Here is a 22854-nt window from a genome sequence, read left to right on the forward strand (position 1 = left end):
CGTCATTCAGATACAGTAGTTCGCCCACCGATCCAAACGGACCGGTGGGCGATGCTGGCAGGGGCCGACGGCAAAGGCAATGCCGGGAGGGGGGTAGCCTGCGCTTCGCGCGGCGGCCCCTGCCAAAAGATTATTCGCTGGCCGGGGCCGCGGCGCGCTTCGCACGCCATTCAGCGGCCTTGGCTTTCCACGCCTCGCGCTGCGCTGCGCGTTCCTCGGCGGTCACCTGGCCATCCTTGTTGCCGTCGGCCGCATCGAAGCGTGCGAGCGCCGCAGTCTGGAACTCTGCCTGGCTGATCGCCCTGTCGCCATCGGTGTCGGCGCGAGCCATCATCCTGCCCTCGCCCATGTCATGACCACCACCGCGCTTGCCATGATGGCCGCGCATGCCGTGCCGTTTGCCTTCGCCGGGTCCACCGACATCGGCATGCTTCTCGCCGCGTTCGTCGCGCTTCGCTGCGCGGTCGGCGCCATGCTGGTCCCATTCGGCCTTGCTGATATTGCCGTCCCTATTCGCGTCCAGACGCTCGAACATCTTGGCCTGCGTCTCCGCGCGCTTCGCTGCGCGATCACTTGCGTCGAGCTTTCCGTCCTGGTTGGCATCAAGCTTCGCGAATTTTTCGGCGGCGTGCGCCTGAGCTTCGGTGCGGGTCAGCGTGCCGTTTCCGTCGAAATCGCCGCGCGCGCCGGCACCCGGAGCAGCAAGAACGGGCACGGCGATCAGCGCAGCGCCCAGCGTCAAAAGGGAAATCTTCTTTTTCACGTAACGAACTCCTCGTCGGAGGGACATCAAGGTGCCCCGATGAGGTCGTTCTAGATGCGAGTTGTCCCACTCCGTTGCCGGAAGAGCACAAAATTGTCGCAAATTGTCGTGAAATCGCGGCGCCGTTCATATCGGCGCAAGGGGAAGTCTCCCTAAACGAGTAAGCCCCGTCGCATTTCTGCGGCGGGGCTCCCTAGCTTCCGTCCTGAGACGGGAAGCATTATCTACCGTCTCTTTCGATCAGATAGACTGTTGAAACGCCTGCATGGCCGAATGGTTCCCGAGAGCCGCGAAAATTTTCGCGTTGCAAAGCTCAGGTGACTTTCCGCGCTGCAGCAGCGCCAAGGATGACGAACAGGACGACTAGCGCCAGCCCGATGAAGAACAGGATTTTGGCGATGCCGCCAGCCGTGCCGGCGATGCCGCCAAAGCCCAGCAGCGCGGCGACCAACGCGACCACGGCAAAGATCAAAGCCCATTTGAACATGTGAAGTCTCCTAGTTCGCCGACGCGCAAATCCGCTTCCGCAACCGGCGTGAAGAAGCCGAGTGCCGAAGCGCGGGAGAAACCGCCGCGCCGTTTTTTCGTGCATCGTAAGTGCGGTGATTAAACGGCGGCGGCGCCCGAAAGTTCCTGTTGGACAATCGACGCGCGAAGCGTGACCATCGGGACGCCGTCGCAGGAGTCGATGCGCGCAGGGGAGAAAGCGCCATGGTCACGCGTCCATTTCAATTTTCGGGATCGACCGGGAAACAGCTTTCGGGACGAATGGAATTGCCCGACGGGCGGGTGCGCGGCTGGGCAGTGTTCGCGCACTGCTTCACATGCGGGAAAGACAATCGCGCCGCGGTACGCATCGCGCGTTTGCTCGCACGCCAAGGGATCGGTGTCCTGCGCTTCGACTTTGCCGGGCTCGGCGAAAGCGAGGGCGATTTCGCCGACAGTCGCTTTTCCTATGACGTCCAGGATCTGCAAGCGGCGGCGCGCGCCTTGGCAGCCGACGACAAAGCGCCTTCGCTGTTGATCGGACACAGCCTGGGCGGCGCCGCCGCGATCGCTGCGGCGAGCAGCCTCCCCTCGATCCGCGGGGTCGCGACGGTGAATGCGCCCTTCGACGTCGCGCACACGCTGCACCAGTTCGACCCTGCAGCGCTTGCAGTGATCGATGCCGAAGGGGCGGCGGACGTGCGGCTTGCCGGGCGGCCTTTCCGCGTCGGCAAGGGATTGATCGACGATCTTCGCGGACAGGATCAGGGCGCGCGCATCGCTGCTCTTCGCCGCCCCCTGCTGGTTATGCACGCGCCGCTCGACGATACGGTTGGGATCGAGAATGCGACCAAGATCTACGTCGCCGCGCGTCATCCCAAGAGTTTCGTCTCGCTCGACGACGCTGATCATCTGCTCAGCCGTCCACAGGATGTCGAGCGCGTCGGAACGATGATCGCGGCGTGGGCCACGCCCTATCTGACGGCACCGATCCATCCGCCCGCGCCGACGGTCGATGCCGAAGCCGAAGAGACAGGCGACGGGAAGTTCCAGGTTGCGATCACGGCGGGCGATCATGTCTTTCTGGCAGACGAGCCTGCAAGTGTCGGCGGCCTGGGCTCCGGCCCCAGCCCCTTCGACCTGCTTTCGGCGGCGCTCGCTGCCTGCACAACGATGACGCTGCGTCTCTATGCCGACGGCAAGAGCCTGCCGGTAACGCGGATCCGCACGGTGGTCGGCCACCAGAAGGAAGTGAGCAATCCTCAGCCCGATCTTTTCAATGTTCGCGTATCTATCGAAGGCGCGATCGACGACAGCCAGCGGGCAAGGATGATGGAAATTGCCGAGCGCTGCCCAGTCCACCGGACGCTCGAACGCGGCGCGCGCTTTGCCATGGCAGAAGGCGAACCGCCCGCTCCGTGCGAACCGCCCGAAGCGCATATGGAAGCGATGGATCGCGCGACCGGGGATCGATGCGCAGGGCCATGATCATGATCCTGCTCGCGAAAACCGCGGCCGCTTGAAGCAGCGCCGCCTGCAAATCTCGCGTCACCAGCAAGTTGAGCGCGTGGATCAGGCCGAACAGGATGCAACCGTGCGAGAGCTCAACCGCGAATGATCGCGCTGTTTTCCGACCAAATTTGCGTGCGCGTCGGCGTCATAGTCGGGCTTGAGGCCCAGATTGCATTCGAACCGGGTGACAGCGGAGATGTCGGCTCGCACATCACCTTCGACCCAGATGGTCGCGTGCGACAGCAAGCCTGACCACCCCTGGCGCTGGCGGAACAATGACGCAGTACCCGCAATTTTCCGACCATCGACGATGATATTGAAACGGCCGTCGCAATGGCTCCGGGCGATCGCGCCCGTGGCGGCCGAAAATCCCAATGATCGCAGCGAACCCGCCAGATCGTCCGCGAACCGCCGAAAGCGATCGACGACGCCAATCTCGTCCGAACGCCATATGTCGAACCGGCTGGCGTTGAGCATTCCGGGTCGGTGGACAACCGTAGTCCCGCCGGATCGTCTGACAAACACCGGCCATCCCCGAGCATGGCTTTGCACTGCGGCGTCGTCGAAGTCCCGCATCGCTGCGAACCGCCGGGTCGTGACAAGGCACGCGCTATTGGTCCAGAGCCGCATGACCTGCCGCTCCTGCTGCTCGCCGAGCAGGCGATCGAGGCGATGGACATCCTCGTCGATCGCCGCGGCGCCGTGCCCTGGCTCGACCGGAATATCGGGAGCGATCGCTCGCGCGACCCGTTCCAGCAGCGGCGGAGGCCCTTGCGCTTCAATCGATCCGGGCAACGACTTGATCGGCCACGACTGGTGCCTCTGCCGCTACCGTTATGTAGAGCGTGCCTGAGGTGGGGGCGGGGAGTTCGTGGGTGGTTTTTTCCACCATGATCTCCGCAATCACGGCGCCTTCGGCGACGGCATCACCGTCGGCGTAGAACCACGCCGAGATCGCGGCTTCGTCGCTTTCGCGCCATAATCCGGCAGGGACACGCACATCAACCATCGACAGCGAACTCCATCATTTGCAGGGCGGCCGCCGTCACCTTGTCGGCATCGGGCAACACAAAATGCTCCATTACGGGCGTGAACGGCACGGGAATATCGGGGTGGGCGATGCGCGTGGGCGGCGCGCGCAGCGTGATGCCCGCTTCGCAGATCGTAGCGATGACTTCGGCGCCGACGCCATAGCTCGTATAATCGTCATCGACGACGAGCAGCCGGCCGGTCTTGCGCACCGATGCGCGCAGGGTGTCGCGGTCGAGCGGCGCGATGCTGCGCAGGTCGATCACCTCGGCCGAATGGCCCGCTTCGGCCAGACGCAGAGCGGCATCGAGCGCGTGGTGGACGCTGAGCCCCAGCCCGACGAGCGTGATGTCGCGGCCCTCGCGCACGACCGCCGCCTGCCCGAGCGGGACGTCGTAATCCCCATCGGGCACATCGGTGATCGAGCGCTGGACGGTGCCGAGCCAGCCCATGCCCTGAAGCGCCTTGTGATACATGAAGACGACGGGGTTGGGATCGCGGATCGCCGCGCGCATCAGCCCCTTGGCGTCATAGGCGTTCGACGGGATCACGACCTTCAGTCCCGGCAGGTGGCCGAAGGTCGCGTATAGCGCCTGGCTGTGCTGCCCGGCATCGCCATAGCCGCCGCCGACGCTGGTCATGAGCACCATCGGGCACGGCACCTGCCCGCCCGAGAAATAGCATTGCTTGGCCGCGAGATTGTAGATCGCATCCATGCACACGCCGAAGAAGTCGACGAACATCAGCTCGACCACGGGCCGCATTCCCGATGCCGCGAGGCCGACCGCGGCACCGATGAAAGCCGTTTCGGAGATCGGCGTGTCGCGTACCCGGTCGGGTCCGAATTTGTCGAGCAAGCCGGTGGTCGTGCCGAACACGCCGCCAAGCTTGCCAATATCCTCGCCCATGACGAGGACAGCCGGATCGCTCTCCATCTCCTGCCCGATCGCTTCGGCGATGGCGCGGGCGATGGTCAGCCGGCGGGAGGGCTTGGCGAGAGTGGCAACGTCAGGCGAAGACATGGGCAAAGGCCTCCTCGGGATCGGGATAGGCCGCCGCGCGCGCCGCGACGAAAGCGGCGTCGACGTCGGTCCGGGCCTGCGCTTCGGCGCGGTCGAGATCCGCCGCATCGAAACCGTCGGCGAGCAGGCGGTCGCGATAGGCCGGGATCGGATCGCCAGCCTTCAGTCGTGCGACCTCGCCTGCGGGGCGATACCCTTCGGCGTCGCCCATGAAATGGCCTTCGAGCCGGCAGGTCTCGATCTCGATCAGCGACGGTCCCTCGCCTCGCCGCGCTCGCGCGATAGCTTGACCGGCAATCGCGTGCACCGCGTCGGCGTCGTTGCCCGCAACATGATGCCCGGGCATCGCATAGGCGGCGGCGCGGTCGGCGTTGCGCTCGACCGCGGTGCAATCGCGCTTGGCGACCGAAATGCCATAACTATTGTCCTCGATCACGAAGATCGCAGGCACCTTCCAGACCGATGCCAGATTGAGCGACTCGTGAAACGCGCCCTGGTTCGCCGCGCCTTCGCCAAGGAAGGCGACCGCCACATGATCCTCGCCGCGCAGCTTCGCCGCGAGAGCGGCGCCGACCGCCGGGCCGAGCCCCTGGGCGATGATCCCCGAACAGGCAAAGTTCACCCGCGCGTCGAACAGATGCATATGCCCGCCGCGCCCACCCGACAGGCCCGTCGCCTTGCCGAAGATTTCCGCTGTCATCGCGTCGAGATCGACGCCCTTGGCAATAGCAATATGGTGCGGACGATGCGTCGCGGTCACCGTGTCGCCGGGGCGCAGATGCGCGCAGACGCCGACCGCGCAGGGCTCCTGACCGTCCGAAAGATGCATTTCGCCGGGGAGCGGCCCCTTCGCCATATTGAACACCGGGCTCTTGCCTTCGAAATAGGCCGGCTTGATCAACGCCTCGAAGTGGCGGCTCTTGACCATCGTGGCGTACATCCACAGTCGATCATTGCGATTGCCCAGCCCGCTCATCGCGCCACCCATCCGCCGTCGATGACCAGTTCGATGCCAGTCACGAAACGCGCCTCGTCGCTGGCCAGATAGACCGCGCCCATGGCGATATCCTGGGGGCTGCCCACAGCGTTCAGCGGGCAGAGCGACGCGACGGCCGCCCAGGGATCGTCGGCGGGGATCGACCCTTCGCGTACCCAGCCCTCGACGGCCATCTCCAGCATCGGCGTGCGGATGCAGCCGGGGTGAATCGAGTTGCAGCGGATCGGCAGCCCGTGCGCTGCCCATTCGATCGCGAGGCTCTTGGTCATATGGCGCACTGCGCCCTTCGACGTGTTGTAGGCGAGCTGATCGGGATAACCGACAAGGCCGGCGATCGACGATATGTTGACGACGCTGGCCGGACGCCCCTGCCCGCCCGCTGCCGCAAGCAACGGCTGAAACGCCCGGCAGCCGAGGAACAGGCCGTCGACGTTGACCGCCATCAGCGCGCGCCAGTCGGCGAGGCTATGCGCGGTCATCGGCTTGACCAGCTCGACGCCGGCGTTGTTGACAAGGATCGAGAGAGGCCCGTGCGTGGTCGCGACATGGTCCGCCGCGGCAGCCCAGCCGTCTTCGCTGGTGACATCGAGCATCCACGCCGTCGCGCCAATCTCTGACGCCAGTGCTTCGACCCCGGCGCGGTTGACGTCGGCGGCGATCACTGTCGCTCCCTCGGCAGCCATCGCTCTGGCGATCCCGGCGCCAATGCCCTGCGCCGCGCCCGTTACCAGCGCGACCTTGTCTCGCAATCGCTCGCCCATATCCCGTCCCTGCCCAATTTCCTTGACCAAGGGCTAGGTGGAACGCCGCATTCTGGCTTGCGTCAGAACGGCGATCTATTTGGGCAGGAGGGAACTCGCAGCGCGCTCGACCCGCGCGGCCTCGGTGGCAGACTGGCGGCAATCGCGCGGCGACATGCCGAAGGCGTCGCGGAAGGCATGGCTGAAATGCGACGCATCGGCAAAGCCGTGCCGCATCGCGATCTGCGTGATGCTGTATCCGGCCATCGCCCGGCTCGACAGGTCGCTGCGCGCGGCAACGAGCCGCCGCTCGCGGATCCAGGTGCCGACGGTGACCCCGAACTCCTCGAACAGGCGGTGCAGATAGCGCGGACTGAAGCGAAAGGCGGCGGCGATCGTCGCGGCGGACAACGACGGGTCGCCCAGATGCGCGACGATATATTCCTGCACCCGGCCGAGCAGCGCGCGACGGAAGGCGCTGCCCGTCAGCCGGTCGGGCTCGGGCCGGAAAGCGGCAGCGACAAGCTCGACGGTCGCGCGGAGGACAGCCGCTCGATCCTCCGGATCGACCCCCTCGACCGTCTTGTGAATCTGCCGCAGATGCGAGAGCAGGATCGACCCCAGCCCAGCGCTGCCATCGACGGTGAGGCCGCACATATCCTCGATGCCCGGCACGATGGTCTTGGCCATCTGATGCGGAATCAGGATCGACAGCTGGTGCAGTTGCTCGTCGCAATGGAACATCGCGGGGCGCGCGCTGTCCCAGACCGCGATGACGTCGCGGCGGATGATCGCTTCGTTGCGGCCCTGCTGGAGGAGGCAATTGCCTTCCTCGAAATACAGGAGGCAGAAATAATCGTCGGCGCCGCGCTTCACATCGTCCATCGTGCGATAGCCCGTCACCGGATCGCACACGATATCGGTGAAGACGAAATCGTCGATCGCGCGTCGGCGCACCTTGGCATTATAATGGTCTTCGCCCGAACCGCTGAGGCCCCAATGGAAATGGGTGCGGTCGAACATCTCCTGGAAACCGGGCAACTGGCGCGGCGGCGGCAGCGACGCGGACGTCCACCGTTCTTCGCTCGAAAGCATAGGTTCATCCCTCTCCGCCCGGAAAGCTACGGTGTTTGCGGCATCGATGCAATCGCGCGGCGCAGCGGGTTCGCGCTGGCACAAGACATGGGACGCAACGACGCAAATCAGGCAGTATTTGCCGCACAAATTGCAGCTTTTCCCTATCCTCGACCGGTTCGCTGCCAACCAACTTTTGGAGCACTCCCGCGCATGACCGGAGCGCTGACTGCCCTTTAGAAGGCAGGATGAAAGCGGCGCTCCAATGCAGGGCGCGGCGCCAATGAAGGGGGAGTCCATGTCCGACCATTTCCGATATTCGCTCTATGCCGCGACCGCGCTGGCCGCGTTCGCGCAAGCCGCGCCGGCCTTTGCGCAGGCGACCGAAGAGGCGCAGGCGGCAGGCGGGGTTGGCGAGATTGTCGTCACCGCGCAAAAGCGCGCGCAAAATCTGCAGGACGTGCCCATTTCGGTCACCGCGTTCGACGACAAGGCGATCAAGGAGGCCGGCTTCACCAACAGCCTGTCGATCGGCGATCAGGTCCCCAACCTGGAGATCAAGACCTTTGGCGGCGTCCCCAACATCTTCATCCGCGGTGTCGGCAACAACGATTTCAACGCCTCGTCGATCGGGCCGATCAGCATCTATCGCGACGATGTCGTCGTCGCCTCGACCGGCAGCCAGATCTTCTCGCTGTTCGACCTGGAACGGATCGAAGTCGTCCGCGGTCCGCAGGGCACGCTGTTCGGCAAGAACACCACCGGCGGCGCGATCCAGTTCTTCTCGAAACTTCCGGGCGACGTGTTCGAGGGCAACGCGCGCGCCGGATATGGCCGCTTCGACCTGTTCGAGGCGGAGGCCGCGGCCAGCCTGCCGCTCGCCGACGGGCTGTCGTTGCGCGTCGCCGGGATCGTCCGCCGCCGCGACGGCGAAAAGACGAACCTGTTCACCGGCGAAGATGCCATCAATGTCGACGAAGCGGCGGCGCGCGCGATCCTGCGCTGGCGGCCGACGGACGATACCGACGTGCGTCTGTCGGTCGGCGGCGGCCGCGACCGCAGCGACTATCTGGAGAACAAGCCCGTCGGCACGATCAACGGCGCCGACCTGTTCGGGTATAGCGATCCGTTTCCGGACAATTCCAACATCCTGAATTTCAACGGCGAGTCGCGGAACTACAGCGACAATGTCTTCGTGAACCTCAACATCGCGCAGAGCTTTGGAGACTTCACGTTCAAGTCGATCAGCGGATATGACAAGAGCGACGTCGACAACCGCGTCGACGTCGATGGCGGCACCAAGCGCGTCGACGAGATCACCTTCCTGACCGACGCCGAGCAGGTGACGCAGGAGTTCCAGCTCGCCTATGACGGCGGCCCGCTCAACGCGATCGGCGGCCTTTATTATTTCCAGGAGGATCTCGACGCCGACAGCAATGCCGATCTGCTCGGCGAACTGACCTTCGCGCAAGGCGCACTGCCGCTGATCACGCGCGCGACGCGCAAGAACCGGGCTTATGCGATTTTCGGGCAGGCTACCTATGCGATCATCCCGACGCTCCGCGTGACACTCGGCGGACGATATACGATCGACAAGGTACGCGCGACGCATCGCGCCGATCTGGTGTCCGGATTCTTCGACGCCAACATCGCCGATGGCGCGCCGGTACCGCTGGTCCCGTTCGCGGCGCTGCGCGATACGTTCAAATCTTTTTCCTGGCGCATCGGCGCCGACGTCGATGTCACCGACGATATCCTGGCCTATGCCAGTGTCGATCGCGGCTTCAAGGCGGGCGGCTTCAACATCGGCATCATCACGAGCGTCGCCGAACGGACGCAGGTCGATCCCGAATATCTGACCTCTTACGAAATCGGACTGAAGAGTACGCTTTTCGACCGGCGTTTGCGGCTGAACCTGTCGGCCTTCTATTACGACTATACCGATCTGCAGGTGCTGTCGGTCAACCGGCAGGCGGGCAGCGCAGTGCCGACGCTCGGTCTGGACAATGCCGCCGACGCGACGATCAAGGGGATAGAGGTCGAGGCGACGGCCGTGCCGACCGACTGGCTCGACCTCGGGCTCAACCTCGGCATATTGGATGCGAAGTACAAGAATTACCTGTCGGGGGCGATCGATCCCGTTACCGGCAATCCGCGCGATTTCTCCGGCAACCGGCTGCCCGGTGCACCCAAATTCACGCTCTCGACCTTTGCACAGGTGACCGTGCCCCTCGGGCGCTTCGAGACGCGCTGGCGCGCCGAGTATAACTACACCGGCAAGAAATATTACAACAATGCCGAGAGCGACCTGATCAGTTCGGGCGAAGGCTATGGCCTGCTCAACCTGCGCGTCGCCTTTGCCGATCCCGACCAGGGTTGGGAGCTTGCCGCCTGGGCCAAGAATGTCACCGGCAAGGCCTATATCGTCGATGCGACCGACACGAGCGGGTTCGGATTCGTGCCGCGCTATTATGGCGAACGCGCGACCTATGGCGCCGAATTCTCCGTCCGCTTCTGATCAACCAGCAAAGAGTATCCCGCCATGATGGACGAACATCTGACGACCGCCGCCGATATGACCTGGGCCAATCTGGCCGAGGGGATCGATTTCGCCCTACTCTATTCAAGCGCCGAGACAGGTCGCTGGACCGTGTTGTTTCGCGCCCAGCCCGGCAGTTTCTTCGGCCCGCACCGGCACCTCGGCGCCGGCGAATATTATGTGACGAAAGGGCGCATGACGTACCGCATGGGCGAAGCGCCCGCCGGGACCTATGGCTATGAGCCGCTCGACGTCGTTCATGACCACACGGCCTTTCCCGAATATACCGAACTGCTGTTCACCAACTACGGGCCGATTGCGTTTCTCGACGAACAAGGCGAGATATCGTCGATCCTCGACCATAAACTGCTCGAGGACCTGATCGCCGCCGTGTGAGACAATGAGCCGGATTTACGAACAAACCTATGCGGAAAGCCTGACCGACCCGGACGCCTTCTGGTTGAAGGCGGCCGAAGCGATCGACTGGATCGAAGCGCCGCAGACGGGCTGGAGCGAAGGCAAAGGCTGGTTTGCCGACGGCAAGCTCAACAGCTGTTACAACGCCGTCGATCGTCATGTGGTCGCGGGGCGCGGCGATGCGACGGCGGTCATCCACGAAAGCCCGGTGACCGGAACGCGGCAGCGCTTCAGCTTCGACGAATTGCTCGATGCCGTGGCGCGTACCGCCGGCATGCTCGCGGCGCTCGGCGTCGGCAAGGGCGACCGGGTCGTCATCTATATGCCGATGGTCCCCGAAACGCTGTTCGCGATGCTCGCCTGCGCGCGCATCGGCGCGGTTCATTCGGTAGTGTTCGGGGGCTTTGCCGCACCCGAACTGGCCAAGCGGATCGACGACGCGGCACCGAAGCTGCTGCTCACCGCGTCGTGCGGCATCGAGGGCGGGCGGATCATTCCCTACAAGCCGCTGGTCGACGAAGCGCTCGACCTGGCGCAGCATGGGGTCGATCATGTCGTGCTGTTGCAACGCGGCCAGGTTGAGGCACCGATGAGGGGCGGCCGCGATCTCGACTGGGCGGAACGGGTCGCCGAGGCGGGGCCGGTGCCATGCGTTTCGGTCGATGCGACCGATCCGCTCTATATCCTCTATACCTCGGGAACGACGGGGATGCCGAAAGGCGTCGTGCGCCAGAATGGCGGCCATGCCGTCGTGCTCGCGTGGAGCATGGCGCATGTCTATGGCGCGCGGCCGGGCGAGCTGTTCTGGGCGGCGTCGGACGTCGGCTGGGTCGTCGGGCACAGCTATATCGTCTATGGCCCGCTGATCGCCGGCTGTGCCACGCTGCTGTTCGAGGGCAAGCCCGTCGGCACGCCCGACGCAGGGACTTTCTGGCGCACGATCGCCGCGCACGAGGTCGACATCTTTTTCACCGCCCCCACCGCGATCCGCGCGATCCGCAAGGAAGATCCGGATGGCCGCTTCATCAGCGATCTCGGCACCGGGCGTCTTCGCGCGATGTTCCTTGCCGGCGAGCGCGCCGACCCCGACACGATCCTGTGGGCAGAACGGCACCTCGCGCTGCCGGTGATCGACCATTGGTGGCAGACCGAACTGGGCTGGCCCGCTGCTGCGACCTGCCTCGGCCTCGAGGACCTGCGGCGGCTGCCGGGATCGGCGGGTTTCCCGGTGCCGGGATTTCGTTTTGCCGTGCTGGGCGACGACGGTGCCCCCGTCGATTCGGGGGCGAGCGGCCATATGACGATCGCGCTTCCGCTGCCGCCGGGCTGCTATTCGTCGCTATGGAACAATGACGCAGCATATGGCCGCGCGTTCGAGAGCTTCCCCGGCCATTACGAAACCGGCGACGCGGGCCACATCGATGCCGATGGCCTGCTTCATGTCATGGGCCGGACCGACGACATCATCAATGTCGCCGGGCATCGCCTCTCGACCGGCCAGATCGAACAGATCGTCGCCAGCCACCCCGCTGTCGCCGAATGCGCGGTGATCGGGGCGGACGATGCGCTGAAAGGCATGGTGCCGCTCGCCTTCGCGGTCGTGAAGAGCGGCGCGGGCGCCGAAATCGACCTGCCGCGCGAGATCATCGCGCTGGTCCGGCAGCAACTCGGACCCGTCGCGGCGCTGAAGCAGGTCCTTATCGTCGAGGCCCTGCCAAAGACCCGCTCGGGCAAGATTCTCCGCGCCGCGATCCGCCGGCTCGCCAATGGGGAAGATGTCGGCATACCGCCGACCATCGAGAACCCCGACGCCATCCGCGCCATCGCCGCGCAATTGGGCGGTCATTCGATCCCGCTTCAGAAACTGCCCGGATAGAGGCCACCGTCCATCAGGATATTCTGCCCGGTCACATAGCCCGATTGGCGGCTGCACAGGAAAGCACACATCGCGCCCATCTCGTCGGGATCACCGATGCGGCCCGCGACGGCATTGCCGGTCAGATGCCTGGTGATTTCCTTCGAGTTGCGGAGCCGCCCGGTGTCGAAGGGACCGGGCAGGATGTTGTTGATCGTCACATTCTTCGCCGAATATTGCGGCACCAGGCCAAAGACGAAATTGGTCAGCGCCGCGCGCGTCGCGTTCGACAGGCCGATCACCGGGATCGGCACGCGCACCGCCGACGAAGTGATGTTGACGATCCGCCCGAAACCGCGCGCCGCCATGTCATCGGCGGTCAGCCGGATGAGCTCGACCGCGGCGAGGAGATTCTGGTCGATCGCCGCGATCCAGATGTCGCGGTCCCAGTCGCGATAGTCGCCTGGCGGCGGCCCGCCCGCATTGTTGACGAGAATATCGACCTCGCCTGCCGCGGCGACCAGCGCACTGCGGACAGCCGGATCGGTCACGCTGCCGACGATCGTCGTGACCGCCACGTCGGGTGCATGCGCCCGAATTTCGGCAGCGGCGTCCTCCAGCGTGTCGGCGGTGCGCGCGTTGATCACGACATGGACGCCCTCGCCCGCCAGCGCCTTCGCGCAAGCGCGGCCCAAACCACTGCTCGCGGCGCAGACGATCGCCGTGCGCCCCTTGATACCCAGATCCACTTGGCCTCTCCCCGACCTATTGTTTCAGCATGTCGAGCGCGACGTCGACGATCATGTCCTCCTGCCCCCCGACCATCTTGCGACGGCCAAGTTCGACGAGGATCGCGCGCGTGTCGAGTCCGTGATCGGCGGCCGCCTTTTCGGCATGGCGGAGGAAGGACGAGTAGACACCGGCATAGCCGAGCGTCAGCGTCTCGCGATCGACGCGCACCGGCCGGTCCTGCAGCGGACGGACAAGATCTTCGGCAGCGTCCATCAGCGCGAAGAGGTCGCAGCCATGGTTCCAGCCGTGAATATCGGCCGCAGCGATGAAGACTTCGAGCGGCGCGTTGCCTGCGCCTGCCCCCATGCCGGCCAAGGAGGCATCGACGCGGATCGCGCCGCCCTGGACCGCGACGATGCTGTTCGCGACGCCAAGGCTGAGATTGTGATGCGCGTGGACGCCGCGCTGCGTCTCCGGCTTCAGCACCCGGTCATAGGCCGCAAGCCGCGCGGCATATTGGTCCATCGTCATCGCGCCGCCGCTGTCGGTGACATAGACGCAATGCGCGCCATAGCTTTCCATGAGCTGGGCTTGCTGCGCCAACGGCTCGGGCTGGGACATATGGCTCATCATCAGGAAGCCCGAGACGTCCATGTCGAGGTTCCGCGCCGCTTCGATATGCTGCTTCGACACGTCAGCCTCGGTGCAATGGGTCGCAATGCGCACCGAACGCACGCCAAGGTCATACGCACGCTTCAGATCATGGACGGTCCCGATGCCGGGAAGCAGCAAAGTGGTAAGCACGCTGTGTTCGAGAACCTCGGCAACCGCGCCGATCCATTCCCAGTCGGTGTGGGCGCCAAAGCCATAGTTGAAGCTGGACCCCTGAAGACCGTCGCCATGTGCAACCTCGATCGCGTCCACTTTCGCCCGGTCGAGCGCGCGCGCAATCGCCTGCACATGATCGAGGCCATATTGGTGGCGGATCGCGTGCATCCCGTCGCGCAGCGTCACGTCCTGGATATAGAGTTTGGTGGTCGTCGGATCGAAGGTCATGCGGCGATCCTTTCGGCGATTTTCTCGGCGGTCCTGAGCGCCGCCGAGGTCATGATGTCGAGATTGCCCGCATAAGCCGGGAGATAATGCGCGGCACCCTCCACCTCGAGGAAGACGCTGACCTTCAGGCCGGTGAAGCTGCCGCCCATCTCCGGAATGCGCAGCGGCGCGTTGCTGCCGATGTTTTCGAATTGTACCGCCTGCTTGAGCCGGTAACCGGGGACATAGGTTTGCACCTCGGCGACCATCTGTTCGACGCTATCCGCGATCGCCGCGCGGTCGCCGTCGTCGCACAGGCAATAGACGGTATCGCGCATGATGAGCGGCGGCTCGGCGGGATTGAGCACGATGATCGCCTTGCCGCGCGTCGCACCGCCGACCTCGACAATCGCCTGGCTTGTCGTCTCGGTGAATTCGTCGATATTGGCGCGCGTGCCCGGCCCCGCACTTTTCGAGGCGATCGAGGCGACGATTTCGCCATAATGCACCTTCGAGACCCGGTTCACCGCCGCAACGATCGGGATCGTCGCCTGCCCGCCGCAGGTCACCATGTTGACGTTCGGCGCGTCGAGATGGGCGTCGCCGTTCACCGGCGGGATCGTGTAGGGACCGACCGCTGCCGGGGTCAGGTCGATCACGCGCTTGCCATGCCCGATCAGCACCTGGCTGTGCCGCTTGTGCGCGCCCGCCGAGGTCGCGTCGAACACGATCGCGATGTCGGCAAAGCCGGGCATCGCCACGAGGCCGTCGAGCCCGCCGGCGGTGATCGGTACGCCCATGCGCTCGGCGCGCTTCAGCCCGTCGCTCTCGGGATCGATGCCGACAAAGGCCCCCATTTCGAGGCTGTCCGAGAGCCGCATGATCTTGATCATCAGGTCGGTGCCGATGTTGCCCGACCCGATAATCGCAACCTTGGTTTTCGCCATCGCCTCAACCCTTGTAGGTAAAGCTGCACTCGCCGATGCCGGCGATGCGTGCATGGACAAGATCGCCCGGCGTCAGTGCGACCATCGGCCCCAGCGCGCCCGCGAGCAGGATATCGCCCGCCTTGAGCGGTTCGCCGCGGCTGGCCAACGTCTGCGCGAGCCAGGCCGCGGCGTTCAAGGGATTGCCGAGCGCGGCCGCGCCAACGCCGGTCGAGGCGGTCTTACCGCCTACGTCCATTTCCATCGCCGCGCCCTCCAGATCGAGCCCGGCCAGCGGCAGCCCCTCGTCAGCGAGCACGAAGAAGGCGGACGAGCCGTTATCCGCCACCGTGTCGGCAAAGGTGATTTTCCAATCGGCGATGCGGCTGTCGACGATCTCGATCGCGGCGTGCACGGTCGCAACCGCCGCCGCGACCTGTTCGACCGTGGTGCCGGGATCGAGAAGGTCGGCGCCAAGCACAAAGGCAATCTCCGCCTCCGCTTTCGGCTGCAAGGTCTTCGCCGGGTCGAGTGTGCCTCCGTCGGCGACGCGCATATCGTCGAACAACGCGCCGAAGTCCGGCTGGTCGACCCCAAGCTGCGCCTGCACGGCCTTGGCAGTCAGCCCCGCCTTGCGTCCGACAATGCGGCGACCCTGCGCTTCCCAGAACTGCGTGTTGATCGTCTGTACAGCATAGGCGCCTTCCACATCGGTGGGTTCGAGCCCCTCACGCAGCGGCGCAATGGTCGGCCCGGCATAGGCTGTTCGCAAACGCGCGGCGATTTCATCATAATTGGCCATGGTCATCCTCACTCCCATATTTGACGTGCATACGCGGTGCCGCTTTGACACGATAGGCCAAGGCCGTTAGAAATGCTCACTATATGAGCGATTCTAACATGCCAGGTTCGCAATCGGCGGCGCGCGCGCTGGCGCTGATGGAAGCGATTACGCTCGACGCCGGCCGCACGTCGGCGGCCGAGCTGGTCGCGAGCATCGGGCTGGCGCCCGCAACAGGACGCCGCTTGCTGGCGTTGCTCGTCGAACGAGGAATGGTGACGCGGATTTCCCGTGGACACTATGCGGGAGGCGAACGGCTGCGCCAGCTCGCGGCACGCGTCAGCCCGCACGCGCGGCTGATCGAAGCCGCGCGTCCCGTGCTGCGGCGGCTTGCGCAGGCGGATCGCGCGACCGCCTATCTCGGCGTCTTCGAAGGTGAGATGGTGACCTATCTTGTCAAGGAAGGCGCACAGACCGGCTTTACGCGCGAGCAGAACCAGCTCGAAGCCTATTGTACCGGCATAGGCAAAATCCTGTTGTCGCACCTGACCGAAGCGCGGCTCGACGCCTATCTTGCCGCACCGCTGGTGTCGCTCACCGAGCGCACGATCACTGACCCCGGGATGCTGCGTATCGAACTCGCGCTCACACTGGAACGCGGTTACGCCATCGACGACCGCGAAATGGCTGACGACCTTGGCTGCGTCGCGGTGCCGCTGACCCAAGCGCGGGGCAGCGACTATGCGATTTCTCTCTCGGGATCGCCCAGTCGCTTCCATCCAGGCACCGCCCCGGAATTCGCGGCAAGACTGCTGCGCGCCGCGACCGAGATCAGCCATAGGTGGGCCAAGTGATGCCCACGCATGGCCCCGCCCTGCCTTGCAGTCCGGTCAGAACGAATAGTCGACCCGGACGCCGATCGTCCGCGGTTTGCCATAGGCTGTGGTCGGGCTGACCCCGATGAAGCCTGGCGTCAGATAGATATTGTTGCGTTCGACATTATTTTCCAGATTCGTGGCATAGGCTGTCAGACGCAGGCCGGGATCGCTGAACCGGTAGGTGACCGTCAGGTCGGTCTTGGTATTCGCCGGCACGCGATCGATCGCATAATTGTTGAATTCACGCAGGAAGAAGTCGCTGTGGAAGTTGCTGTTGGCGGCCAGGGTCAGCGTACCCGAACCGATCGACACTTCATAGTTGATCCCCAGATTTACCGTGTGCTTCGACACGAAGGGCAGCCGGTTGCCCGACAGGTCGAGCGCAGGCCCTGGTCCCGCGAGCGGATCGCGGTTCACATATTCGTCGACGACGGCATCGATATAGGAATAGCCGGCGGTGAACCGGAAACGGGGCGACAACTCCCACCGCGTGTCGACCTCGATCCCCCAGATCGTGCTTGCCGCGGCGTTAGTGGTGAACTGTCCCGGCGTCACGCCGTCGGCCGCCACGCCCAGCGTCGTCAGCTGAAGATTGGTATAGTCGTAGTAAAAGGCGTCGACATTGATCCGGGCGGTGCGGTCGAACAGGTCCGATTTCACGCCGAATTCATAGGCCGTGATCGTCTCCGGATCATAAGGCCGGCCATCGGACGAGAGATTGAAACCGCCCGCCTTGTAACCGTTGGATACGCTGGCATAGGCAAGAACGTCGGATGCAACGTCATATTCGAGCCCGGCCTTCCACGTCACCTTGTCGAATTTGACGTCGGCCGGAAACATCGCGTTGGGCAAGTCGGGCGGAAAAGGCTGGCCGAAATTGCCGCGTGTGATCTTCCGCCCGTCCTTCTTGTCCTCTGTATAGCGGATCCCGCCGGTCAGGCGGAAGGCATCCGTGAGGGCATAGGTCACCGATGCGAAACCCGCGATCGCCGAGCTGTTGCCATATTCGTCGAGCAGGAAGTCGGGCAGGCTGATGATTCCGCCGGGGGTCCGTCCCTTCAGGCGAACGCGCCGCAGGATATATGTCTCCTCGTCGAAATAATATCCGCCGACGATCCACCTGAACGGACCGTCGCCGGTCGAGGACAGGCGGGCTTCGACACTCGTCGACTTGTTGTTCTGATCCTTGTTGAAGATCGACACGTCGACCGGCGAGCCATCGAAATCCTGCTGGTTATAGCTGTCCTGCCACATCCGGCCGACCTGCAGATATGCCTCGACGCCGCCAAAATCCTTGCGCAGACGGGCAAAGGCCAGCTTGGTTTCAACGGTCAGATACGCAGGCGCGTCAATGTCGGTCACCAATGGGTCGCTGGTCAGCGGCGGCAGCGTGCGCAGCAGCGCCTGAACCGGCGGCGGCCCCCCGATGTTGCGCAGCAGAAACTGGTTGGCCGTCCCGGTTCCCTTGAGCTTGCTGTACAGGCCATAGAGCAGCAGTTCGACGCTATCGACGTCGCCGACCTTGATCTGGCCGCGCACCGTCAAGTCGCCGTCGGTCCCGTAAAGGTCGCGGCCACCGAGGTTTTTCAGATAACCGTCTTCCTCGGTATAGACCGCCGAGATGCGCACCGCGGCGACGTCGCCGAGTGGCGCGTTGACCCATCCGCGGACTTCCCACAGATTTCGCGAGCCATAGCTCGCCCCCGCCTCGCCCGAAAATCCGCGGGTCGAGGGTTCGTTCGAAATCACGTTGATGACGCCGCCGGTCGCATTGCGACCGTAGAGCGTTCCCTGCGGCCCGCGCAGAACCTCGACACGGTTGACGTCATAGAAGACCGCGCTGCCACCGGCCGGGCGCGAGACATAGAAATTATCCTGGTAGAAGGCGACGCCATTGTCGGTGATCGAACTCGTGCCCTGAATGCCTATGCCGCGCAGCGTGATCTTGACCCCGTCCTGCTCCTGCCCGACGCGCAGATTGGGAACATAGCTTTGCAGGTTCGCCACATCGTCGATGCCGCGCTCCTCCATTGCGGCGCCGCCGATCGCCGAGATGGCAAGCGGGGTGTCCTGTAACGATGTCTCGCGCTTGGTGGCGGTGACGATGATCTCGTCGCTGCGATAGCCCCCCTCTTCTTCGGTCGCCGCCGTGGCCTGCGCTTGCGCCGCCTGCGCCGTAACGAGCGCGCCCAATGCACCGGCCGCGAGCAGCCCGCTGACTATCCTGTTCATCCCGTCTCTCCCCTTATGCATTCTAGCATGTAAGTTTGTGCCAGACCAAGCCACCGCTTCGCCCCCTCGCCCTTTTATCGCGTTGCGCTTTGCCGCATGATATCGCTTGCGCCGCCCCGCAGCGGGGCGACCAGATCGCGATCGATCTCTTCGGCGCGCCAGCGGGTCAGGATCTGCTCATATTCGAGCGGTCCGCCGCCATAGGTTGCGCCGACAAAGGTCGGCATGTCGCGAAACTTGCCCTCATTGTTGAGAAAGCCCGGCGTGCATTCCTCATAGAAATGCTCATGGTCGACATGCCTAGATTCGAGCAGATCGTGCCAGCGCTCCTCGGCGTCGGGCGTGGGTTCGAGCGCCGCGATGCCCCTCGCCTGGCAGTGCGCGATGATCTCGGCAGCATGTTCGGCCTGCATGCGCAGCGTGTGGGTGAAATTGAAGGCGGTGGTCCCCTGGGCAGTGCCGCCCACGATATGAAAGTTCGGAAAGCCGCTCAGCTGCGTGCCGTGGAGCGTGCGAAGCGCAATGTCCCAGCGATCGGTCAGGGTTACGCCGTCGCGTCCCGTCACCTCGTAACCGCCAACCTTGTGCGGCGGTGCGCCGACGTCGAAACCCGTCGCAAGAATGATCAGGTCGAGCGGATAGGCCTCGCCATTCGCGACGATCCCGCTTTCGGTGATCCGTTCGACCCCGCGTCCGTCGGTATCGACCAAGGTGACGTTCGGCCGGTTGAAAGCCGCCAGGAAATCGTCGCTGAACAGCGGCCGTTTGCAGAGGAAGTTATACCAGGGCTTGAGCCGCTCGGCGAGGACCGGGTCGGTGACTTCGGCAGCGACGCGGGCCCGGATCTGCTCCATCTTCTCGAAATCGGATTGCTGCATCAGCGCGTGCGGGTCGAGCGGCTCGCCCGCTGCCTGCGCGCTGCGGATCAGCTCGCCGAAGCGAAGGAACAGGTCGCCCCAGCGATCATCGACAAGCACTTCGGGCACCGGCTTGCCCGAGACGATGCCCAGGAAATTGTCCATCCGCCGGCGCTGCCATCCTGCGGGCTGCGCGGTCAGCCACGCCGTGTCGGTGGGCCTGTTGGCGCGCACGTCGATCGACGACGGCGTCCGTTGAAAAACGAAGAGCTGTTTCGCATGCTCGGCCACGCGCGGGACGATCTGCACCGCGGTCGCTCCGGTGCCGATCACCCCGACGCGCTTGTCGGCGAGCTTGTCCAGCGCGCTGCTCGCATCGCCGCCGGTATAATCATAATCCCACCGCGCCGAATGGAATATCCGGCCCTGGAAATCGCGAAGGCCCGGGATGCCAGGCAGCTTGACCTTGGCAAGCGGGCCCTGGCTCACCGTCACAAAGCGCGCCGCGATCCGGTCGCCGCGATCGGTCTCGACGATCCAGCGTTCGGCCGCGACGTCCCACGCCATGCGCTCGACCCGCGTCTGGAACAGGGCACGGTCATACAGATGGAAATGACGCCCGATCGCCTGGCAATGCGCAAAAATCTCGGCGCCCGTCGCATAACGCTCGGTCGGAACTGTGCCGACCTCTTCGAGCAAGGGCATATAGATATAGGATTCGATGTCGCAGCGGACGCCGGGGTAGCGGTTCCAGTACCAGGTGCCGCCGAAATCGCCGGCCTGCTCGATGATGCGGAAATCGTCGATACCGCGGCGGCGCAGCTCGGCACCGGTCTGAAGCCCGCCCATCCCGCCGCCGACGACCAGCACGTCGATTTCTTCGGCAATGGCGTCGCGCGTGAAGCCCGGATCGACATGGGGATCGGCCACGAAGTCCGCAAAATCCCCCGCCGCGTCGAGATATTGAGCGTCGCCCTCGGTGCGCAGGCGCTTGTCGCGCTCGGCGAGGTATTTCGCGCGCAGCCCTTCGCTGTCGATTTCCTGTACCGGGCGCTCGCCCATCGAAACCTCTCCTTGGCGGGCGCCTCTTTTTGGGCGCTTCGCGTTCAAACCGGGACCGTCCCTCGATTCGAGAGCAATGGCCTTTTCAGAGTGGACGACGTAGCCGAAGTCAAACTAACATGCAAGTATGTTAGTTCAGGCAGCCTTGCTGACGCGCATGCCGGCAAGCACCGAGGATGCGACGGCGGCGATATGCGATTCCGCGAGCGCGCGCGCCCGCGCGGGTGACTTCGACGCGATCGCTTCGATGATATCGTCATGTTCGCGCGCCGCGTCGGCCATGAAATGATCGAAGCCCCCCGCCTGGTTGATGAAGAAATCGGACATATTGAAATTGCTGTTCTGCCGCTCGTCGACAAAGGGCGACTGCGCCATGTCGTGGATCAACTGGTGAAAGGCGCGGTTGAGCTCGCCATATTCATGCGCATTCTCGGCATCAGCAAAATCGATCGCGAGGATGCGTCCCTGAAGCGCCCGCAAGGCACGCAATTGTCCGTCGGTGCGCCGCGCCGCTGCGAGTTCTGCAAGCAACCCTTCGAGCCGTTCGAACATCAGGTAAAAGTCAGCTATTTCGTTGCGGTCGGGCTTCACGACCTCGCACCCGACCTGCGGAATGATCCGAACGAATCCTTCTGAACTCAGCCGGTTGAGCGCCGCCATGATCGGTTGACGGCTCGCGCCGGTGTCACCTGCCAGCTCCTTGACGGAGAGTTTCTGGCCGAAGCTGTAATGCGCGTCGACCAACCGCTCGACGAGCAAGTCGTAGATTTCGTCCTTCTTGTTCACGCGGCTGCCCCTCGATCGACCTGTCTGCAATGACGCCACATAAGCTTGCCTAGTGCTAGAATGCAAGGACGCAACTTTTCGGTGCATCGCGGCGCGTATCTGCGCGCCGAAGATCGGTCCTGGGTCCGCGGGCATTTTCCGGCGGCGTTCCGCACCGTCCTTGCCCGCTTTCCGGCCCTTCGCAACTTCGGCTTGCGAACGATAACTAGCATGCTAGGATGCCTCAACGAATCAGAACGGGGAGAGGCGCATGTTTCTGTGGCCGGAAATCGCGGCGGGCACGATCCGCCTGGGCTATGTCGACGCGGGTCCGATCCGCACCCGCTATATCGAGGCGGGAGACGGAACGGCGCGCGAGGCGGTGGTTTTCATACCGGGCACCGGCGGCCATCTCGAAGCCTTCACTCGCAACATCCTGCCGCATGCCGCGCATTGGCGAACGATCGCGCTCGACATGGTCGGCCATGGATACAGCGACAAACCCGACCATGATTACGAGATCCGCCACTATGTGCGGCACCTCGTCGACTTCGCGGACGCACTGGGGCTCGATCGCATCCATGTTCATGGCGAGTCGCTCGGCGGCTGGATCGCGGCGCAGTTCGCGATCGACCATCCCGATCGCACCGCGTCGCTGACGCTCAACACGGCGGGCGGGCTCAACACCGACCCCAAGGTCATGGAGCGCGTCTACAACGTCACGATGAAGGCGGTGGCGGAAGCGAGCTATGACACCGTCCGCGCGCGCCTCGAATGGCTGATGAACGATCCCGCGCGCGTAACCGAAGATCTGATCGAACTTCGCCTCGGCATCTATACCCAACCCGGATTCCTTCAGGCGATGAAACATATCCTCTGCTTGCAGGACATGGACATCCGCATGCGCAACGTGCTGACCGACGAGAGTCTGACGCATATCAGCGCGCCGACGCTGGTCATCTGGACCGACCATGACCCGACCGCGCCGGTCGCGACCGGCGAGCGTTTCGTCGCCGCCATCCCGAACGCCCGGCCGCTGGTGGTCATGGACGATTGCGCGCACTGGCCGCAATGGGAGAAGGCGGACGAATTCAACGCGCTGCACATCGAATTCCTGCGCACCCACGCGCTGGCGCCGGCGTGACGGAGCGC

21 protein-coding genes are annotated in these 22854 nt (G+C 64.3%); 6 read left to right on the top strand and 15 right to left on the bottom strand.

What is annotated here, in order from left to right; translation table 11 throughout:
* Nucleotides 1-130 precede the first annotated feature (130 nt).
* Together ACO055_RS04750 and ACO055_RS04755 are read right to left on the bottom strand one after the other, a co-directional pair.
* A complete protein-coding gene (locus ACO055_RS04750) occupies nucleotides 131-763 on the bottom strand; it encodes an EF-hand domain-containing protein (protein ID WP_422061448.1) in 633 nt (210 codons plus the stop codon).
* Between the two features lie 313 nt (nucleotides 764-1076).
* Nucleotides 1077-1250 carry a DUF1328 family protein gene (locus ACO055_RS04755; RefSeq protein WP_422061449.1) on the bottom strand — a complete coding sequence of 58 codons (174 nt, stop codon included), beginning with the start codon at nucleotides 1248-1250 and terminating at the stop codon, nucleotides 1077-1079.
* A gap of 224 nt (nucleotides 1251-1474) precedes the next feature.
* Between ACO055_RS04755 and ACO055_RS04760 the strand changes: the two genes are divergently transcribed.
* On the top strand, nucleotides 1475-2737 hold the full coding sequence (locus tag ACO055_RS04760; RefSeq protein ID WP_422061450.1) for an alpha/beta fold hydrolase: 1263 nt from the start codon (nucleotides 1475-1477) through the stop codon (nucleotides 2735-2737).
* An 84-nt stretch (nucleotides 2738-2821) separates the two neighbouring features.
* Here ACO055_RS04760 and ACO055_RS04765 read toward each other — a convergent pair whose 3' ends face one another.
* From ACO055_RS04765 to ACO055_RS04790, 6 genes are all read right to left on the bottom strand, one after another.
* A complete protein-coding gene (locus ACO055_RS04765; RefSeq protein ID WP_422061451.1) occupies nucleotides 2822-3556 on the bottom strand; it encodes a lipoyl protein ligase domain-containing protein in 735 nt (244 codons plus the stop codon).
* Nucleotides 3540-3770 carry a biotin/lipoyl-containing protein gene (locus ACO055_RS04770; protein ID WP_422061452.1) on the bottom strand — a complete coding sequence of 77 codons (231 nt, stop codon included), beginning with the start codon at nucleotides 3768-3770 and terminating at the stop codon, nucleotides 3540-3542. Before ACO055_RS04770 ends, ACO055_RS04765 begins: the two co-directional genes overlap by 17 nt.
* Complete coding sequence (locus ACO055_RS04775) at nucleotides 3763-4812, bottom strand: alpha-ketoacid dehydrogenase subunit beta (protein ID WP_422061453.1); 1050 nt, start codon at nucleotides 4810-4812, stop codon at nucleotides 3763-3765. Before ACO055_RS04775 ends, ACO055_RS04770 begins: the two co-directional genes overlap by 8 nt.
* Entirely contained in the window at nucleotides 4799-5788 is a 990-nt protein-coding gene (locus tag ACO055_RS04780) for a thiamine pyrophosphate-dependent dehydrogenase E1 component subunit alpha (protein WP_422061454.1), read from the bottom strand. Before ACO055_RS04780 ends, ACO055_RS04775 begins: the two co-directional genes overlap by 14 nt.
* On the bottom strand, nucleotides 5785-6570 hold the full coding sequence (locus ACO055_RS04785) for an SDR family NAD(P)-dependent oxidoreductase (RefSeq protein WP_422061455.1): 786 nt from the start codon (nucleotides 6568-6570) through the stop codon (nucleotides 5785-5787). The genes ACO055_RS04780 and ACO055_RS04785 overlap by 4 nt, the downstream gene beginning before the upstream one ends.
* Nucleotides 6571-6645: 75 nt before the next feature.
* On the bottom strand, nucleotides 6646-7644 hold the full coding sequence (locus ACO055_RS04790) for a helix-turn-helix domain-containing protein (protein ID WP_422061456.1): 999 nt from the start codon (nucleotides 7642-7644) through the stop codon (nucleotides 6646-6648).
* 277 nt (nucleotides 7645-7921) lie between these two features.
* On the opposite strand from ACO055_RS04790, the gene ACO055_RS04795 reads away from it, so the two are divergent.
* The 3 genes from ACO055_RS04795 to ACO055_RS04805 are packed head-to-tail and all read left to right on the top strand — an operon-like array spanning nucleotide 7922 to nucleotide 12455.
* Entirely contained in the window at nucleotides 7922-10141 is a 2220-nt protein-coding gene (locus tag ACO055_RS04795) for a TonB-dependent receptor (RefSeq protein ID WP_422061457.1), read from the top strand.
* 24 nt (nucleotides 10142-10165) lie between these two features.
* On the top strand, nucleotides 10166-10558 hold the full coding sequence (locus tag ACO055_RS04800) for a 2,4'-dihydroxyacetophenone dioxygenase family protein (protein WP_422061458.1): 393 nt from the start codon (nucleotides 10166-10168) through the stop codon (nucleotides 10556-10558).
* Between the two features lie 4 nt (nucleotides 10559-10562).
* Nucleotides 10563-12455 (top strand): AMP-binding protein, encoded by a 1893-nt coding sequence (locus tag ACO055_RS04805; protein WP_422061459.1) that lies wholly within the window; start codon nucleotides 10563-10565, stop codon nucleotides 12453-12455.
* On the opposite strand, the gene ACO055_RS04810 is transcribed toward ACO055_RS04805, so the two are convergent.
* From ACO055_RS04810 to ACO055_RS04825, 4 genes are read right to left on the bottom strand one after another with little or no spacing between them, the layout of a single operon-like run.
* Nucleotides 12437-13183: an SDR family oxidoreductase gene (locus ACO055_RS04810; RefSeq protein ID WP_422061460.1), complete on the bottom strand. Its 747-nt coding sequence runs from the start codon at nucleotides 13181-13183 to the stop codon at nucleotides 12437-12439. The two genes, ACO055_RS04805 and ACO055_RS04810, sit on opposite strands and share 19 nt — an antisense overlap.
* Nucleotides 13184-13199: 16 nt before the next feature.
* Nucleotides 13200-14222, bottom strand: a complete 1023-nt coding sequence (dmpG, locus tag ACO055_RS04815) for a 4-hydroxy-2-oxovalerate aldolase (RefSeq protein ID WP_422061461.1) — start codon at nucleotides 14220-14222, stop codon at nucleotides 13200-13202.
* Nucleotides 14219-15148, bottom strand: coding sequence for an acetaldehyde dehydrogenase (acetylating) (locus ACO055_RS04820; RefSeq protein WP_422061462.1), 930 nt, complete (start codon nucleotides 15146-15148; stop codon nucleotides 14219-14221). The genes dmpG and ACO055_RS04820 overlap by 4 nt, the downstream gene beginning before the upstream one ends.
* Nucleotides 15149-15152: 4 nt before the next feature.
* The gene (locus tag ACO055_RS04825) at nucleotides 15153-15929 is read right to left on the bottom strand and encodes a 2-keto-4-pentenoate hydratase (protein ID WP_422062418.1); all 777 of its coding nucleotides are present in this window, start codon (nucleotides 15927-15929) and stop codon (nucleotides 15153-15155) included.
* Nucleotides 15930-16012: 83 nt separating this feature from the next.
* On the opposite strand from ACO055_RS04825, the gene ACO055_RS04830 reads away from it, so the two are divergent.
* Nucleotides 16013-16762 carry an IclR family transcriptional regulator gene (locus ACO055_RS04830; protein WP_422061463.1) on the top strand — a complete coding sequence of 250 codons (750 nt, stop codon included), beginning with the start codon at nucleotides 16013-16015 and terminating at the stop codon, nucleotides 16760-16762.
* 36 nt (nucleotides 16763-16798) lie between these two features.
* On the opposite strand, the gene ACO055_RS04835 is transcribed toward ACO055_RS04830, so the two are convergent.
* The 3 genes from ACO055_RS04835 to ACO055_RS04845 all read right to left on the bottom strand — a co-directional run bounded on the left by ACO055_RS04835 (nucleotide 16799) and on the right by ACO055_RS04845 (nucleotide 21723).
* The gene (locus tag ACO055_RS04835) at nucleotides 16799-19018 is read right to left on the bottom strand and encodes a TonB-dependent receptor (RefSeq protein ID WP_422061464.1); all 2220 of its coding nucleotides are present in this window, start codon (nucleotides 19016-19018) and stop codon (nucleotides 16799-16801) included.
* Between the two features lie 74 nt (nucleotides 19019-19092).
* The gene (locus ACO055_RS04840; protein WP_422061465.1) at nucleotides 19093-20937 is read right to left on the bottom strand and encodes a flavin-containing monooxygenase; all 1845 of its coding nucleotides are present in this window, start codon (nucleotides 20935-20937) and stop codon (nucleotides 19093-19095) included.
* 135 nt (nucleotides 20938-21072) lie between these two features.
* On the bottom strand, nucleotides 21073-21723 hold the full coding sequence (locus tag ACO055_RS04845; RefSeq protein ID WP_422061466.1) for a GntR family transcriptional regulator: 651 nt from the start codon (nucleotides 21721-21723) through the stop codon (nucleotides 21073-21075).
* Between the two features lie 250 nt (nucleotides 21724-21973).
* Here ACO055_RS04845 and ACO055_RS04850 point away from each other — a divergent pair, with 250 nt between their 5' ends.
* Nucleotides 21974-22846, top strand: a complete 873-nt coding sequence (locus tag ACO055_RS04850) for an alpha/beta fold hydrolase (protein WP_422061467.1) — start codon at nucleotides 21974-21976, stop codon at nucleotides 22844-22846.
* Nucleotides 22847-22854: the final 8 nt, after the last annotated feature.

Origin of the sequence: Sphingopyxis sp., assembly GCF_965227415.1 — a bacterium.
Taxonomy (GTDB): domain Bacteria; phylum Pseudomonadota; class Alphaproteobacteria; order Sphingomonadales; family Sphingomonadaceae; genus Sphingopyxis.

Coding starts and splice junctions, on each gene's coding strand:
- ACO055_RS04805 (WP_422061459.1), top strand. CDS start 10,563: ATGAGCCGGATTTACGAACAAACCTATGCGGAAAGCCTGACCGACCCG.
- ACO055_RS04770 (WP_422061452.1), bottom strand. CDS start 3,770: ATGGTTGATGTGCGTGTCCCTGCCGGATTATGGCGCGAAAGCGACGAA.
- dmpG (WP_422061461.1), bottom strand. CDS start 14,222: ATGACCTTCGATCCGACGACCACCAAACTCTATATCCAGGACGTGACG.
- ACO055_RS04840 (WP_422061465.1), bottom strand. CDS start 20,937: ATGGGCGAGCGCCCGGTACAGGAAATCGACAGCGAAGGGCTGCGCGCG.
- ACO055_RS04775 (WP_422061453.1), bottom strand. CDS start 4,812: ATGTCTTCGCCTGACGTTGCCACTCTCGCCAAGCCCTCCCGCCGGCTG.
- ACO055_RS04760 (WP_422061450.1), top strand. CDS start 1,475: ATGGTCACGCGTCCATTTCAATTTTCGGGATCGACCGGGAAACAGCTT.
- ACO055_RS04790 (WP_422061456.1), bottom strand. CDS start 7,644: ATGCTTTCGAGCGAAGAACGGTGGACGTCCGCGTCGCTGCCGCCGCCG.
- ACO055_RS04755 (WP_422061449.1), bottom strand. CDS start 1,250: ATGTTCAAATGGGCTTTGATCTTTGCCGTGGTCGCGTTGGTCGCCGCG.
- ACO055_RS04785 (WP_422061455.1), bottom strand. CDS start 6,570: ATGGGCGAGCGATTGCGAGACAAGGTCGCGCTGGTAACGGGCGCGGCG.
- ACO055_RS04850 (WP_422061467.1), top strand. CDS start 21,974: ATGTTTCTGTGGCCGGAAATCGCGGCGGGCACGATCCGCCTGGGCTAT.
- ACO055_RS04825 (WP_422062418.1), bottom strand. CDS start 15,929: ATGGCCAATTATGATGAAATCGCCGCGCGTTTGCGAACAGCCTATGCC.
- ACO055_RS04820 (WP_422061462.1), bottom strand. CDS start 15,148: ATGGCGAAAACCAAGGTTGCGATTATCGGGTCGGGCAACATCGGCACC.
- ACO055_RS04830 (WP_422061463.1), top strand. CDS start 16,013: ATGAGCGATTCTAACATGCCAGGTTCGCAATCGGCGGCGCGCGCGCTG.
- ACO055_RS04800 (WP_422061458.1), top strand. CDS start 10,166: ATGATGGACGAACATCTGACGACCGCCGCCGATATGACCTGGGCCAAT.
- ACO055_RS04795 (WP_422061457.1), top strand. CDS start 7,922: ATGTCCGACCATTTCCGATATTCGCTCTATGCCGCGACCGCGCTGGCC.
- ACO055_RS04835 (WP_422061464.1), bottom strand. CDS start 19,018: ATGAACAGGATAGTCAGCGGGCTGCTCGCGGCCGGTGCATTGGGCGCG.
- ACO055_RS04780 (WP_422061454.1), bottom strand. CDS start 5,788: ATGAGCGGGCTGGGCAATCGCAATGATCGACTGTGGATGTACGCCACG.